The organism is Caballeronia sp. LZ033 (genome assembly GCF_031451265.1).
GTDB lineage: Bacteria > Pseudomonadota > Gammaproteobacteria > Burkholderiales > Burkholderiaceae > Caballeronia.
On record NZ_JARUXQ010000001.1, the window covers coordinates 2,210,143 to 2,226,045 of the forward strand.

At 63.5% G+C, this 15,903-nt stretch carries 12 protein-coding genes and 1 pseudogene; 1 reads left to right on the forward strand and 12 read right to left on the reverse strand.

Going from position 1 to position 15,903, the window contains the following annotated elements; all coding sequences use genetic code 11:
* The 7 genes and pseudogenes from pstA to QCE62_RS10350 form a co-directional block, all read right to left on the reverse strand.
* Nucleotides 1–261: pseudogene (gene pstA, locus QCE62_RS10320) on the reverse strand (phosphate ABC transporter permease PtsA); the annotation flags it as partial.
* A complete protein-coding gene (gene pstC / locus QCE62_RS10325; protein WP_309917305.1) occupies nt 261–1,244 on the reverse strand; it encodes a phosphate ABC transporter permease PstC in 984 nt (327 codons plus the stop codon). The pseudogene pstA and the gene pstC, both read right to left, overlap by 1 nt.
* 123 nt (nt 1,245–1,367) lie before the next feature.
* Nucleotides 1,368–2,399: a phosphate ABC transporter substrate-binding protein PstS gene (pstS, locus tag QCE62_RS10330; RefSeq protein ID WP_309917307.1), complete on the reverse strand. Its 1,032-nt coding sequence runs from the start codon at nt 2,397–2,399 to the stop codon at nt 1,368–1,370.
* Between the two features lie 221 nt (nt 2,400–2,620).
* Nucleotides 2,621–3,982, reverse strand: a complete 1,362-nt coding sequence (gene glmM / locus QCE62_RS10335) for a phosphoglucosamine mutase (RefSeq protein ID WP_309917310.1) — start codon at nt 3,980–3,982, stop codon at nt 2,621–2,623.
* Nucleotides 3,983–4,101: 119 nt separating this feature from the next.
* On the reverse strand, nt 4,102–4,902 hold the full coding sequence (gene folP, locus QCE62_RS10340; RefSeq protein ID WP_409017851.1) for a dihydropteroate synthase: 801 nt from the start codon (nt 4,900–4,902) through the stop codon (nt 4,102–4,104).
* A gap of 193 nt (nt 4,903–5,095) precedes the next feature.
* Complete coding sequence (gene ftsH / locus QCE62_RS10345; protein WP_309809061.1) at nt 5,096–6,982, reverse strand: ATP-dependent zinc metalloprotease FtsH; 1,887 nt, start codon at nt 6,980–6,982, stop codon at nt 5,096–5,098.
* 186 nt (nt 6,983–7,168) lie between these two features.
* Nucleotides 7,169–7,831, reverse strand: coding sequence for an RlmE family RNA methyltransferase (locus QCE62_RS10350; protein ID WP_309811614.1), 663 nt, complete (start codon nt 7,829–7,831; stop codon nt 7,169–7,171).
* 286 nt (nt 7,832–8,117) lie between these two features.
* Between QCE62_RS10350 and QCE62_RS10355 the strand changes: the two genes are divergently transcribed.
* Nucleotides 8,118–8,654 carry a YhbY family RNA-binding protein gene (locus tag QCE62_RS10355; protein ID WP_309809063.1) on the forward strand — a complete coding sequence of 179 codons (537 nt, stop codon included), beginning with the start codon at nt 8,118–8,120 and terminating at the stop codon, nt 8,652–8,654.
* A 64-nt stretch (nt 8,655–8,718) separates the two neighbouring features.
* Here the strand turns inward: QCE62_RS10355 and QCE62_RS10360 are convergent, their stop codons facing one another.
* The 5 genes from QCE62_RS10360 to QCE62_RS10380 form a co-directional block, all read right to left on the reverse strand.
* Entirely contained in the window at nt 8,719–9,234 is a 516-nt protein-coding gene (locus QCE62_RS10360) for a DUF4149 domain-containing protein (protein ID WP_309917317.1), read from the reverse strand.
* Nucleotides 9,234–9,710, reverse strand: a complete 477-nt coding sequence (greA, locus tag QCE62_RS10365; RefSeq protein WP_309809067.1) for a transcription elongation factor GreA — start codon at nt 9,708–9,710, stop codon at nt 9,234–9,236. Before greA ends, QCE62_RS10360 begins: the two co-directional genes overlap by 1 nt.
* Before the next feature lie 117 nt (nt 9,711–9,827).
* Nucleotides 9,828–13,082 (reverse strand): carbamoyl-phosphate synthase large subunit, encoded by a 3,255-nt coding sequence (gene carB, locus QCE62_RS10370; protein ID WP_309917320.1) that lies wholly within the window; start codon nt 13,080–13,082, stop codon nt 9,828–9,830.
* A 21-nt stretch (nt 13,083–13,103) separates the two neighbouring features.
* Nucleotides 13,104–14,246 (reverse strand): glutamine-hydrolyzing carbamoyl-phosphate synthase small subunit, encoded by a 1,143-nt coding sequence (gene carA, locus QCE62_RS10375; RefSeq protein ID WP_309917323.1) that lies wholly within the window; start codon nt 14,244–14,246, stop codon nt 13,104–13,106.
* Between the two features lie 363 nt (nt 14,247–14,609).
* Nucleotides 14,610–15,860 (reverse strand): MFS transporter, encoded by a 1,251-nt coding sequence (locus tag QCE62_RS10380; RefSeq protein WP_309917326.1) that lies wholly within the window; start codon nt 15,858–15,860, stop codon nt 14,610–14,612.
* Nucleotides 15,861–15,903: the final 43 nt, after the last annotated feature.

The following is a 15,903-nucleotide window of genomic DNA, read 5'->3' on the forward strand; positions in this document are numbered from 1 at the left end:
GCCGACGATCGCATTGGCGAGACCGCCGCCATCGGTGTTCGGCGGCGGCGTGGACTGCGTGAAGAGATCGATCGACAGGCCGCCGATGCCGAGCTTGAGCGTCGTATAGAGAATCCACACGAGCCAGATCAGGCCGAAGGCCATGGCCGCGAGCGACAGCGTCAGCGCCACCGCATTGGTGCCGCGACGGCGGCTCTGCAGCTTCTGGCGAGTCGCCTGGAGGCGCGCCGGATCCTGGTTGAAAGCAGCGGGACGGCTCATTATTTACGGCCCTCCCCGCGTTCCATGCGCAGCAGCATCAGCTTGGAGAGCGCGAGTACGAAGAAGGTGATCACGAACAGAATCAGACCGAGTTCCATCAGCGCCGACGTGTGCAGGCCCGGGCTCGCTTCAGCGAACTCGTTGGCAAGCGCCGAGGTGATGCTGTTGCCGGGCGAGAACAACGAGACGTTGTCGAGCAGGTTGGTGTTGCCGATCACGAACGTGACCGCCATGGTTTCGCCGAGCGCGCGGCCAAGGCCGAGCATCACGCCGCCGATCACGCCGGCGCGCGTATAGGGCAGCACGATCTTCCACATCACTTCCCAGGTCGTGCAGCCGATGCCATACGCCGATTCCTTCAGCAGCACGGGCGTGACTTCGAAGACGTCGCGCATCACCGAGGCGATATACGGAATGATCATGATCGCGAGGATCACACCGGCGCACAGGATGCCGATGCCGATCGGCGCGCCCTGGAAGAACATGCCGATCACGGGCACGCCGCCGAGCAGCTTGCCGAGCGGCTTCTCGAAGTATTCAGCGAAGATCGGCGCGAACACGAGCAGGCCCCACATGCCGTAGACGATCGACGGGATCGCGGCGAGCAGTTCGATGGCGACGCCGAGCGGACGGCGCAGCCACGCGGGCGACAGTTCGGTCAGGAACAGCGCGATGCCGAAGCTCACCGGCACGGCGATGATGAGCGCGATCAGCGAGGTCGCGATGGTGCCGTAGATGGGCACGAGCGCACCGAAGGAATCGCTGGGTGGATCCCACTCGGCACGCCACAGGAACGACAGGCCGAACTTTTGGATGGTCGGCATCGACGCGATGAGCAGCGAAACGATGATGCCGCCCAGGAGAAGCAGCGTGATGACGGCTGCAAGCCGCGTCACGCCGCCGAAAATGAGGTCGCCGAGCGGGCTGGGCGCGCGCTGCGTGTGCGCTGCCGGCACAGCCGACGATAAGTTGATGTCCGACATGGGAGCCTTGGTTTCGCTACGTGTCAGACCGCGCGACAGGCCTTTCGGCCTGCCGCACGGCTTGCTTTGCTGCTGACTGTCCGCCGCCTCAACAGCTTAGGACAGTTTCATACGGCAGGTGCCTTACTCTGCGACGGACTTGCCCGAAGCGTCCTTGACCTTCGCCTTCCATTGCGTCTTGATTTCGGCAACGACCGAATCCGGCAGCGAGATGTAGTCGAGGTCGTTGGCAGCCTGACCGCCGTTCTTGAACGCCCAGTCGAAGAACTTCAAAGTTTCCGTGCCTTGCGCCGGCTTGTCCTGCGTGGCGTGCAGCAGCACGAACGTTGCGCCGACGATCGGCCATGCGTTCTTGCCCGGCTCGTCCGTCAGGATCTGGTAGAACGACTTCGACCAGTCCGCGCCCGCAGCAGCGGCCTTGAACGTGTCCGTCTTCGGCTCGACAACCGTGCCCGCCGAGTTCTTCATGCCGACGTAGGTCATCTTGTTCTGCTTCGCGTAGGCCCATTCCACATAGCCGATCGCGCCCGGCAGACGCTGCACGAAGGCCGCGACGCCGTCATTGCCCTTGCCGCCCGTACCCGTCGGCCAGTTCACCGTCGAGCCTTCGCCGACCTTAGACTTCCAGTCGGCGTTGACCTTCGACAGGTAGTTCGTCCAGATGAAGCTGGTGCCCGAACCATCGGCGCGGCGGACCACGGCGATGTCGGTATCCGGCAGCTTCGCCTTCGGGTTCAGCGCAACGATCGCCGGATCGTTCCACTTCTTGATCTTGCCGAGGTAGATGTCGCCGAGCACCTGGCCCGACAGCGTGACTTCACCGGCCTTGACGCCCGGCACGTTGATCACGGGCACGACGCCGCCCACCACCGTCGGGAACTGGAACAGGCCGTCCTTGGCCAGCTCGTCGTCCTTCAGCGGAGCGTCCGAACCGGCGAAATCCACCGTCTTGGCGATGATCTGCTTGATCCCGCCCGACGAGCCGATGCCCTGGTAGTTCACCTTGCCGCCGCCGGACTTCTGGTAGGCATCCGCCCACTTGGTGTAGATCGGGGCTGCGAAGGTGGAACCCGCGCCGGTAAGGTCGGCTGCTTGGGCAGAAACGGCGAAGAGTGCACCAATCAAGCCAGCCAGCGCGGTGTGCATCAATTTCATTCTTGATCTCCAGTAGTGAGCGTGTGTCGTGTGCGTAGAGACGACACCGCGAAATATAGGAGGAGTTCGTGACAGTAATATGACTAATCGTGAAGGCCGCGTGTCATTACGCTTACGTGTTGAAAGTCTGATCCCGGTCGATTTGTCAAATGATTGATCGCAAATAAAAAAGCGGGCTGGCGCCCGCTTTTTAGCAAAATGTGACAAATTTCAGTAAACGCTCACGAAGTCGCTTCCTTCACCACCTGAGCAATCGTTTCCGCGTGCTGAACAGCGTCCTGCTGCGCGGCGGCTTCCACCATCACGCGCAGGACCGGTTCGGTTCCCGAGGCACGAATCAAGACCCGTCCGTGCGATTCGAGGGAACGCTCGGCTTGTTCGACTGCGCGACGAATTGCCTCGCTGCTTTTCCAGTCCGCGCCGGCGCTCATGCGCACGTTGATCAGTTTTTGCGGGAACAGACTGACGCCGTCGAGCAGCTCGGCCAGCGACTTGCCGCTGCGCTGGATCGCCGCCAGCACCAGCAGCGCCGAGACGATGCCGTCGCCGGTCGAATGGCGGTCCAGCGACAGGATATGGCCCGAGCCTTCGGCGCCCAGTTGCCAGCCGTTCTCGCGCAGCTTTTCGAGCACGTAGCGGTCGCCCACCGCGGCGCGCACGAACTGCACGCCCGCGTCCTTCAGCGCGACTTCGACGGCCATGTTGGTCATCAGCGTGCCGACCGCGCCCTGCACCTGGCCGTCGGTCGCGATGCGGTCCTTGACGAGCACGTAGAGCAGTTCGTCGCCGTTGTAGAGCCGGCCGGTCGAATCGACGATCTGCACGCGGTCGGCGTCGCCGTCGAGCGCGATGCCGAGATCGGCCTTGTGCTCCAGCACCGCGCGCACGAGCGCATCGGGTGCGGTGGCGCCGACGCCGTCGTTGATGTTGAAGCCGTTCGGCGCCACGCCGATCGACACGACTTCCGCGCCGAGTTCGTGGAAGACGTGCGGCGCGACGTCATAGGCGGCGCCATGAGCGCAATCGACGACGAGCTTGAGCCCGCGCAGGTCGAAATTCGCGGGAAACGTGCTCTTGCAGAACTCGATGTAGCGGCCGCCGGCATCGTCCAGACGCCGCGCCTTGCCGAGACGCTCGGAGGGCGCGCATTCCATCGGCTGCTCGAGCTGCTGCTCGATCTGCAGTTCGACTTCGTCGGGCAGCTTGTTGCCGTCCGCCGAGAAGAACTTGATGCCGTTGTCGTTGTAAGGATTGTGTGATGCGCTGATCACCACGCCCGCCGACAGGCGCAGCGCCCGCGTCAGGTAGGCGACGCCGGGCGTCGGCATCGGGCCGGCCAGCATCACGTCGACGCCCGCGGCCGAGAAGCCCGATTCGAGCGCCGCTTCGAGCATGTAGCCGGACACGCGTGTGTCCTTGCCGATCAGCACCGTCGGGCGATTGCCCTTTTTCTGATGGGCGCGATCCGCGCCGGCCAGCACCTTGCCCGCTGCGTAGCCGAGCTTGAGGACGAAATCGGGCGTGATCGGGGCCACGCCTACGCGCCCCCGCACACCGTCCGTACCGAAATATTGACGTGCCATTGTTGCTTGACCCTCCTCGCGGACATATGGCGCCTGTTATAGGCCCGCGGATGTGTTGACGTTCGTTCTAAACCGGTGCGTGCGCCTGCACCGTGATCCTTGCCGATTTAAGTCCGGTGTCAATCATGTCTGCCGGACGCGGCTTCCTGAGTGGCCTGCCAGACCTTGAGCGCATCGACGGTTTCCGCGACGTCGTGTACCCGGATGATCGCCGCGCCCTGCTCCGCCGCGCAGACGGCCGCCGCGAGACTCGCCGCAAGCCGTTCGCCGGCGCCGCGGCCGGTGACGGCGCCCAGCATCGATTTGCGCGACATGCCGGCGAGCAGCGGCACATTCGTGCCGGCAGGCAACGTCTGACGCAAGTGACCGAGCAGCGCGTAATTATGCGCCACCGTCTTGCCGAAACCGTAGCCAGGATCGAGCGCGATACGCGAAGCCGCGATACCTGCGCTGCCGAGCGCGGCCAGGCGCGCTTCGAAGAAGCTGCGCACGTCGGCGACGACGTCCTCATAGACCGGCTCGTGGACCTGCATCGTGCGCGGTTCGCCGAGCATGTGCATCACGCACAGGCCGCAATCGCTGTCCTTCACGGCGTCAAGCGCGCCTTCCTGACGCAAGCCCCAGATGTCGTTGATCATGTCCGCGCCAGCATCGAGGACGGCGCGCATGACGGCGGGCTTGTAGGTATCGACGGAAAGCGGCACGTTGACGGCGCGCAACGCCTCGACGATCGGCACCACGCGCTCCAGTTCCTCGTCGAGCGGTACCGGCGGCGCGCCGGGCCGGGTCGATTCGCCGCCGATGTCGATCATGTCGGCGCCATCGGCGAGCATCTTCTCGGCGCGGGCCAGCGCATCTTCACGCGACAGGAAGCGACCGCCGTCCGAGAAGGAATCGGGCGTGATGTTGAGGATGCCCATGACGAGCGGACGTTCGAAGCGCAGCACGAAGCGGCCGCATTGCAGCGGTTCGGCCAATGGTGAAGATGCGTGCAAGTTGCTCAAGCTGAGTGGCCAGGACTATACAGGCTGAGGAAAGTACTGCATTCCGTGCCCGGAAATTGAAATGGGCCGGCGTGCAAAGCACACCGGCCCATCAACGGAAGCGTGAAACTCAGGCCGTGGCCGGCGCGTTGCCCGGCTTGACCTCGGTGCCGCTGCTGCCGCCCGGAGGCGTGTCGCCCGACGGCGGCGGCATGTTCTTCGGCGGACGCGGCGGACGATCCGACATGATGTCGGTGATCTGGTCGGCGTCAATGGTTTCCCATTCGAGCAGCGCCTTCGTCATCGCCTCGACTCGTTCGCGGTTGTCTTCGAGCAGCCTGCGGGCGAGCGCATATTGCTCGTCGAGGATGCGGCGGATTTCCGCGTCGACCTTCTGCTGCGTCGCTTCGGACACCGACTTCGCGCCCATCTTGCCGAACATGCCGTTTTCTTCGGTATCGACGTACACCATCGTGCCGAGCACATCCGACATGCCGTAGCGCGTCACCATGTCGCGCGCCATCTTGGTTGCGCGCTCGAAGTCGTTGGAGGCGCCCGTGGACATCGAATTCAGGAACACTTCCTCGGCCGCACGACCACCGAACAGGATGGCGATTTCCTCGAGCATCTTGTCGCGGTACAGGTTCACGCGGTCATGTTCCGGCAACTGCCAGGTGACGCCCAATGCCCAGCCGCGCGGCATGATCGTGACCTTGTGGACCGGATCGGCGTGCGGCAGCAGCTTCGCCACCACAGCGTGGCCCGACTCGTGATACGCCGTATTGCGGCGTTCTTCCTCGCGCATCACAGCCGACTTGCGCTCCGGACCCATGAAGATCTTGTCCTTTGCGTCTTCGAAATCCTGCATCTCGACGATGCGCTTGCCGCGGCGCGCCGCGAACAGTGCGGCTTCGTTCACGAGGTTCGCGAGATCCGCACCCGAGAAGCCCGGCGTGCCGCGCGCGATGACCGAAGCGTCGACGTCGTTGGCGATCGGCACCTTGCGCAGATGCACCTTCATGATGTGCTCGCGGCCGCGAATGTCCGGCAGACCGACGTACACCTGGCGGTCGAAACGGCCCGGACGCAGCAGCGCCTTGTCGAGCACGTCGGAACGGTTGGTGGCGGCAATCACGATGACACCTGAATTCGCCTCGAAGCCGTCCATCTCGACGAGCATCTGGTTCAGCGTCTGCTCGCGTTCGTCGTTGCCGCCGCCCATGCCTGCGCCGCGATGACGGCCGACCGCGTCGATTTCGTCGATGAACACGATGCACGGCGCATGCTTCTTGGCCTGCTCGAACATGTCGCGGACCCGGGCCGCGCCCACGCCGACGAACATTTCCACAAAGTCAGAACCCGAAATGCTGAAGAACGGCACCTTCGCCTCGCCGGCGATGGCGCGTGCCAGCAGCGTCTTGCCGGTACCCGGAGGGCCGACCAGCAGCACGCCGCGCGGAATGCGCCCGCCCAGCTTCTGGAACTTCTGCGGGTCGCGCAGGAAGTCCACCAGTTCGGACACTTCTTCCTTGGCTTCGTCGCAGCCGGCGACGTCGGTGAAATTGATTGCGTTGTTGTTCTCGTCGATCAGCCGCGCTCGCGACTTGCCGAACGAAAACGCCCCGCCTTTGCCGCCCCCCTGCATCTGCCGCATCATGTAGAACCAGAAACCGATGATCAGGATCGTCGGTCCGAGGTAATACAGTGCGGAAACGAGGGCGTTGGGTTCGTCGTCAGCCTTGCCGCTGACCTGAACGCCGTATTTCATGAGATCGCCGACCATCCAGATGTCGCCCGGCGACACGATCTGGTATTTCTGGCCATCTGCCGGAGTAACCGTGAGATTGCGGCCCTGAACGGTGACGTTCTTGACTTTGCCGTTTTTCGCGTCGTCCATGAACTGCGAATAGGACACCCCTTCCTGCACGCGTGGCTTGTCGAACTGCTTGAACACCGTGAACAGCACCAGTGCGATCACGAGCCACACTGCCGCCTTAGAGAACATATTGTTGTTCAAAGCACCACTCCTCACTCATAGACGGGCGCCTACATAAACCTTGCGACGCCACCGAAGCATTCTAATCCAGACCGCTAACCCCTGCCATAAGGTTTAACTACCGCATAAATAGCGGCAAGGGCGGTGTTTTCGGCATAATCGGCGAATATATCGCTCTTATTCGCCGATTTTGTTTAAGGAGCCCGATCAGCCCGGATGCTTGAGCCGGCGTCCGAGTATGAACGTCTCCGACGATTTGTCGCGAGACGCCTTCGGTTTGCGCGGCGCCACCACTTTGAACTGGTGTTTGAACTTCTCGACAATCTGACTATAGCCGCTGCCATGAAAACATTTGACCAGCAGCGCACCTTCCGGTTTCAGATGGTTCTGGGAGAACTCCAGCGCCAGATCGCAGAGATGTTCGATGCGAGCCGCATCCGCACTCGCAACACCAGAGAGGTTGGGGGCCATGTCTGAAATAACAAGATCCACCTGACGCTCGCCGACCATTTCATCGAGTTGCGCGAGCACCTCGTCCTCGCGGAAGTCGCCCTGAAGGAACGTGACGTCGGAGATGGGCTCCATCGGCAGGATGTCGAGCGCGATGATCGTGCCGTCGATGCCGCCCTGGCGCTCGGCGTCGCGCTTCGAGCCCTGCGCCAGCTTGTTGCGCGCGTACTGGCTCCAGCTGCCGGGCGTCGAACCCAGGTCGACGATCACCATGCCCGGCTTGATGAGCTTGTCCTGCTCGTCGATCTCCTTGAGCTTGTAGGCAGCGCGCGCGCGATAACCTTCCCGCTGCGCCATCTTCACGTAGGGATCGTTGATGTGGTCGTGCAACCACGACTGATTGAAACGGTTCTTTGCCATTGAAACGAAAGTGAGGAGGCACCAGCGACGAAAGCGCGCTGCGCGCCGGTGCGTATTTTGCTGCATCGCGTGATGCTTTTAGCGGATAATACGCGGCTTGCTGGCCGGACCGGTCCTTGGGCGCTCGTGCGTTCCAAAACCCCGCTTCCGGCCTGTTTTGTTTTATGGTGGGCGACGGCGCGCGTCATGCGCTTCTGGTCACGGATCGCGTCGAATCGTCGCAACTGCGCACGCGTCGTTGCGTGTTAGTTGGCCGCCCACATTTTAGTCGAGTCCCTATTTTCTCATGCCAGCCCTGAAACTCTCCCCCGCCGAGCGCTCCGACCTGCGCTCCCAGGCCCATGCGCTCAAGCCCGTCGTGCTCGTCGGCGCGGAGGGTCTGACCGATGCCGTGCTCAAGGAAATCAACGTCCACCTCGAGGCGCATCAGCTCATCAAGGTGCGCGTATTCGGCGACGAGCGCGAAGCGCGCATTGCGGTCTACGACGAAATCTGCGACCGCCTCAACGCCGCGCCGATCCAGCATATCGGCAAGCTGCTGGTGGTCTGGCGGCCGGAAGGCGCCGCGCCGAAAAGCCGTACGACCCGCACCCGCAGCACCATGCCGCCGAGCGCGGGCGAAGCAGCCGAGCGTGAGACCAAGGGCCGCGCGCCGCGCATCGTCAAGGCCGTGAAGATCTCGCGCGACGCACCGGCCTTCAAGAAGCCGAAGAAGCAGACGCTGAAGGTACTGGGCAACGAGCGTGTCACGGCGGGCGGCAACGTCAAGCGCGCCAAGAAGCGTCAGCCGAGCACCAAGCGTCAGCATCAATCGTCGAAATGATGAACGGCGCGTGCGCTTCTCATGAAGCGTACGCGCCGCGCGAAACCAGCGCGCGTGAGTAAGGTCAGCTGCGCGCGCGTTTCGCGGCCATCTTCGCCGACTTGTTCTTCGGCACGATGGCCACCGGCGCCGCGCCCGGCAAGCGCCAGACGAGCGCGATGCCGAACAGGCATTCGATCAGATAGATTGCGCTCGAGATACCGTGCAGCACGCCGAACTGCTTCGCATACGGCGAATTTGCGAGGTCGGTGCCGGCTTCCTGCGCGGCCATGCGCAGCGAGTTCATGAACGGCTGCAGGCCGAAATAGCCGATCAGCACGCACAGCAGCATCATGGCGACGATCCAGCGCACGCGCTTGTAGTCGACGATGCCGCTCTTCACGTAGCGATTGCCGATCAGGATGAGCACCAGTGCGCTCACCACGCCGATGATCGCTTCAATGCGAAACAGTTGCGCGGCCACGGAGGCGGCCTCGGTCCGGTCCAGCATCGAGAACAGGACCGGCGCTGCAATGAGGCCGAGGGTCAGCAAGCTGCCGACCCACACCATGGAAACGAGGCGAAAGACCCGGTGCGCCATCAGACGTAACGAACGGCGATGATTTCGTATTCGCGCGCGCCGCTCGGCGCCTGCACGGCCGCGACATCGCCCTCGGACTTCGAGATCAGTGCGCGCGCAATGGGCGAACTGACGGAGATGAGACCGTGATCGAGATCGGCTTCGTCGTCGCCGACGATCTGATACGTGACCGTGTTGCCCGACTCCAGGTCTTCCAGTTCGACGGTCGCGCCAAAGACCACGCGGCCTTCGGCTTCCACTTGCGTCGGGTCAATCACTTGCGCCGCGGCGAGCTTCGACTCCAGCTCCGCGATGCGGCCCTCGATGAACCCTTGCTTTTCTTTCGCGGCATCGTATTCCGCGTTTTCCGACAGATCGCCTTGCGCCCGCGCTTCGGCGATTGCGTTGATGACTGCCGGACGCTCGACAGCCTTCAGGCGTTGCAATTCGTCGCGCAGCAGCTCCGCGCCGCGCTTCGTCAAAGGAATCGTGCTCATAGACAACCCACAAACAAAAACAGCCGTAAAAAAATTACCGCGGTTAAGCGCGTCCCCCCTTGACGGGAGGACACCGCTTAACCGCGGCTCGTGAGGCTTGGACCTGTAATCGAAGCCTTAGTTTAGGCGAGCATGCAGGCCTTGTAAATCATAGACTTCCAAATCGCGGAGGTAACGCAAACCTTCCACCGCGGCCCGCGCACCCGACATGGTCGTGTAGTACGTGACCTTGTTGGCCTGCGCGCTCATGCGGATGGAACGCGAATCGGCGATGGCCGCGCGCGTTTCGTCGACCGTGGTGAACACCAGCGCGATTTCACCGTTCTTGATCATGTCGACGATGTGCGGACGGCCGTCCTTCACCTTGTTGACGACCTTCACCGGTACGCCTGCCGCAGCAATCGCCGCGGCCGTGCCCTTGGTCGCAACGATCGGATAGCCGAGTTCGTGCAGCATCTGCGCGACTTCGACGGCCTTCGGCTTGTCGGCGTCCATCACGGTCAGCAGCACCGTGCCGGACTCCGGCAGACGCGAACCCGCCGCGAGCTGCGACTTGAAGAGCGCTTCGCCGAACGTGCGGCCCACGCCCATCACTTCGCCGGTCGAGCGCATTTCCGGTCCGAGCACCGGATCCACCGCCGGGAACTTGACGAACGGGAACACGGCTTCCTTCACGCTGTAGTACGGCGGAATGACTTCCTTCGTCACGCCTTGCTGCTTCAGCTTCTGGCCGACCATCGCGCGCGCGGCGATCTTCGCGAGCGGCAGGCCCGTCGCCTTCGACACGTACGGCACCGTGCGCGATGCGCGCGGATTCACTTCCAGCACGTAGATGATGTCCTGCTTCGAGCCATCGTCCTGCGGCACTTGCTGGATCGCGAACTGCACGTTCATCAGGCCGATCACATTCAACGCCTTGGCCATTGCGGCGGTTTGCCGCTTCAGCTCGTCGACGGTTTCCTTCGACAGCGAGTACGGCGGCAGCGAACAGGCCGAGTCGCCCGAGTGCACGCCCGCCTGCTCGATGTGCTCCATCACGCCGCCGATGAACACGTCGTCGCCGTCGGAGATGCAGTCGACGTCGCATTCGATCGCGTCGTTCAGGAAGCGGTCGAGCAGCACCGGCGAATCGTTCGACACCTTCACGGCCTCGCGCATGTAGCGTTCGAGGTCGCGCGGCTCGTGGACGATTTCCATTGCGCGGCCGCCGAGCACATACGACGGACGCACCACCAGCGGATAACCGATCTCCTCGGCCAGCTTGAGCGCTTCGTCTTCGGCGCGCGCGGTGCGGTTGGGCGGCTGGCGCAGGTCGAGATCCTGCAGCAGCTTCTGGAAGCGTTCGCGGTCTTCGGCTGCGTCGATCATGTCCGGCGACGTACCGATGATCGGCACGCCGTTCGCTTCGAGATCGAGCGCGAGCTTGAGCGGCGTCTGGCCGCCGTACTGCACGATCACGCCAACCGGCTTCTCCAGGTCGACGATCTCGAGCACGTCTTCGAGCGTCAGCGATTCGAAATACAGACGGTCGGACGTGTCGTAGTCGGTCGAAACGGTTTCCGGGTTGCAGTTGACCATGATGGTTTCATAGCCGTCCTCGCGCATCGCGAGCGCGGCATGCACGCAGCAATAGTCGAACTCGATGCCCTGCCCGATCCGGTTCGGACCGCCGCCCAGCACCATGATCTTCTTCTTGTCCGTCGGGTTCGCTTCGCACTCTTCCTCGTAGGTCGAGTACATGTAGGCGGTCTTGGTCGCGAACTCGGCCGCGCACGTGTCCACGCGCTTGTAGACCGGACGCACTTTCATGTCGTGACGCTTCTCGCGCACGTCGGCTTGTTGCGAGCCGGTGAGCTTCGCGAGACGCCGGTCCGAGAAACCACTCTTTTTCAGATACAGCAGTTCGTCGCGCGTCAGGCTTTCGAGCGTGCGGCCTTCGAGCGCCTTCTCCTTCAGGATGATCTGTTCGATCTGTGCGAGGAACCACGGGTCGATGGAGGTCTCTTCGAAGATCTCTTCCATCGTCAGTCCGAGACGGAAGGCGTCGCCGAGATACCAGATGCGGTCCGGGCCCGGCTCGCCGATCTCGCGAATCACTTCGTCGCGGCTCGTGGTCTTTTCATCGAGCCCGTCGACGCCGACTTCCAGACCGCGCAAGGCTTTCTGGAACGATTCCTGGAACGTGCGGCCCATGGCCATCACTTCGCCGACCGACTTCATCTGCGTCGTCAGGCGCGAGTCGGCTTCGCGGAATTTCTCGAACGCGAAGCGCGGCACCTTCGTCACGACATAGTCGATGGTCGGTTCGAACGAGGCCGGCGTCTGACCGCCGGTGATTTCGTTCTTGAGTTCGTCGAGCGTATAGCCGCAGGCGAGCTTCGCGGCAACCTTGGCGATCGGGAAGCCGGTGGCCTTCGAGGCCAGCGCCGACGAACGCGACACGCGCGGATTCATCTCGATGACGACCATGCGGCCGTCCTTCGGGTTGATCGCGAACTGCACATTCGAGCCGCCCGTATCGACGCCGATCTCGCGCAGCACCGCCAGCGACGCGTTACGCAGCACTTGATACTCTTTGTCGGTGAGCGTCTGCGCGGGCGCGACGGTGATGGAGTCGCCGGTGTGCACGCCCATCGGGTCGAGATTTTCGATCGAGCAGACGATGATGCAGTTGTCCGCGCGGTCGCGGACCACTTCCATCTCGTACTCTTTCCAGCCCAGCAGCGACTCTTCGATCAGCAGTTCGCGCGTCGGCGAGAGATCGAGACCGCGACGGCAGATTTCCTCGAACTCTTCCTTGTTGTACGCGATGCCGCCGCCCGAACCGCCCAGCGTGAACGACGGACGGATCACCGTGGGATAACCGCCGCTGCCCGTGGCCTCGGCGATCTGCGCTTGAACTGCGAGCGCTTCTTCCATCGAATGCGCGATGCCCGATTTGGCCGAACCGAGGCCGATCTTGGTCATCGCTTCCTTGAACTTCTGGCGGTCTTCCGCCTTGTCGATGGCTTCCGGCGACGCGCCGATCAACTCGACCTTGTACTTCTCCAGCACGCCGTGATGGAACAGGTCCAGTGCGCAGTTGAGCGCGGTCTGTCCGCCCATGGTCGGCAGGATCGCGTCAGGACGTTCCTTCGCGATGATGCGCTCGACCACTTCCCACGTGATCGGCTCGATGTAGGTGACGTCGGCCGTGTTGGGGTCGGTCATGATCGTCGCAGGATTGCTGTTGACGAGGATGACCTTGTAGCCCTCTTCACGCAGCGCCTTGCAGGCCTGCGCGCCCGAATAGTCGAACTCGCACGCCTGGCCGATGATGATCGGGCCCGCGCCGATGATGAGAATGCTCTTGATGTCTGTGCGCTTCGGCATAACTGTGCTCTGTGATGTTCTTTATGCGGTGACCTTCGTCGACTCCATCAGCTTGATGAAGCGGTCGAACAGATACGCGATGTCGTGCGGGCCGGGCGACGCTTCCGGATGGCCCTGGAAGCAGAACGCGGGCTTGTCGGTGAGGGCGAAGCCCTGCAGCGTGCCGTCGAACAGCGAGACGTGCGTGACCTTGGCGTTGGCGGGCAGCGTCGCGGCATCGACTGCGAAGCCGTGGTTCTGCGACGTGATCACCACGCGGCCGTCTTCCATGTCCTTCACCGGATGGTTCGCGCCATGATGGCCGGTCTTCATCTTCATGGTCTTCGCGCCGACCGCGAGGCCCATGATCTGATGGCCGAGACAGATGCCGAAGGTGGGAATGCCCTTCGCGATGAACTCGCGCGTCGCGGCAATGGCGTAGTCGCACGGTTCCGGGTCGCCCGGGCCGTTCGACAGGAAGATGCCGTCCGGATTGAGCGCGAGCGCGTCAGCGGCGGTGGACTGCGCCGGCAGCACGGTCACGTGGCAGCCGCGCTCGGCGAGCATGCGCAGGATGTTGTACTTGACGCCGTAGTCGAACGCGACGACGCGGAACTTCGGCGCTTCCTGCTTGCCGTAGCCGCTGCCGAGACGCCATTCGGTCTGGGTCCACTCGTAGCTCTTCTCGGTCGACACGACCTTCGCGAGGTCCATGCCCGCGAGACCCGGGAACGAACGCGCGAGGCCGAGCGCCTTCGATTCGTCATCGCTGCCGGCGAGAATGCAGCCGTTCTGGGCGCCCTTCTCGCGGAGGATACGCGTGAGCTTGCGGGTGTCGATGCCCGAGATAGCGACGACGCCTCGCGCCTTCAGATAATCGGCGAGCGTCTGTTCGGAGCGGAAGTTGGAGGCGAGCACCGGCAGGTCGCGAATGATGAGGCCGGCGGCATGGACTTTGGTGGCTTCGACGTCCTCGGCGTTGACGCCGTAGTTGCCGATGTGCGGGTAGGTCAACGTGACGATCTGGCGGGCGTAGCTGGGATCCGTGAGGATTTCCTGATAGCCGGTGATGGCGGTGTTGAAGACCACTTCGCCGATCGTCGAACCGGGCGCGCCGATCGATTGACCACGAAAGACCGTGCCGTCGGCAAGTGCGAGAAGTGCGGGGGAAAATGACGGCAACACGGGAAGCTCCTTGGGGAACACCCTGTTACCGACCTGTCTGTCCGAAATTCAGGCTTGGCTTCCCGCTGCCCGAGGTACTCGGGCACTCGAGGCGCTCAAGGCGCGCGGGTTTCCTTCGCACAGTGACGGCGGCGGCTCGCGAGGCGCGCATCGCGGCTTGGACCGGCTCGCTCGCGCGCGGCAAGCGGGGTTTCGAAGCAGGCGAAGGGCGGCGTGCGGCGCGCGCTGGCTGGCGCAGCGAACGACGGTGAATGGGAGGTAGGCGCTAGGGTGCGGGTTGAAATGCTCAAACCTTCGAAGTATAGCGTGGAACGGTCATCTTCGCCAGATTCCGGATGCTTGCAGCCGCTTGCACGAGCGTTGTCACGAGAGCGGCTGGGGCGCTTCGGCGTCGTCCTTGCGCATCGTCCGGCCTGGCAGAAAGTACCAGGCCGCGCTCGCCGCCTGCAGCGCGATCAGGCCGATCCACACGGTGACGTGGGCCGTCGCCGGATAGCGGCCGCCGTCGGCATGCCATAGAGAAAGCATCGCGCCGACGCCGACCTGGAAACCGAAGATCAGCAGGAAGATCACGAGCGTGAGCGTCGTGTGCACTCGCCCGATCAGGTGCGGCGCGAAGTATTCCGCGGCGACCGCATAGCTCAGGATGCCCGTGCCGCCGAAAAACCCGTACGCCGCAAGCAGGACGGAAGGCGGCAGCGGCACGCGCAGCACCATCAGGATCTGCGTGGCGACGTACAGCACCATGCCGGTGCCGCAGAACGCGTACACCGACACCCCGCGCCGCTCCATGCCGCGCGCGGCCACGCCGAAACCGACGCAGCCGAGCATCATCGCCAGACCCAGCACGGATACCAGCGCCGCCGCATGCGGGGGCGTGAGATCCATCACGTCGAGCAGGAAGGGGCGGATCCACAGCGACTGCATCGCGAAGAAAACGCCTTGCGTGACGACCGAAAACGACGCGAGCTTCCAGAACACGCCGCTTTTCAGGATGCTCCAGGTGCCCCGGAACTGCGTGATGACGTCGGCGCGCTGGTGCGGGTCGGTTTCCCCGCGAGCCGGTGCACAGGACAGGATCGCCGCCGCGACCACGAGCGTGAACGCCACGAGGCCGAAGCACACTTCCCGCCACGTCGCGACGTGCAGCAGCGACGCCAGCGGCGCCCCGACCACGACGCCACCCAAACCGCCGACCGCCATCGTGAAGCCGTTCACCATCGGCAGGCGGGCGAGTGCGAAATGCTGCGCCGACGCCTTGAAGGCCGCGCTCAAACACACCGACACACCGACGCCGATCAACAGCCGCCCGATCATCAGCCCCACGATGCCGTGCGCCGCGCCGAACACGCCGATGCCCGCCGCCGCAAACACCAGCATGCCGGCCGTGACGCGGCGCGGCCCGAAGTGATCGAGCAGCACGCCGACAGGAATCTGCGCAACCGCGAAGCCGATGAAATAGAGCGAGGTCAGCAGGCCGAGATCGGCGGCGGAGAGGCCCAGGTCGTGGGTGATCAGCGGGGCGAAGCCGAGATTGACGCCGCGGAACACGTACGAGACGAAGTAGCCGGCGGCAAACAGGAAGAAGACGCGAAGACGGACGGAGGACAGCATGCGGAACCGGTATTTCCTGATTCTTCTGGACCGCCAGTTTAAT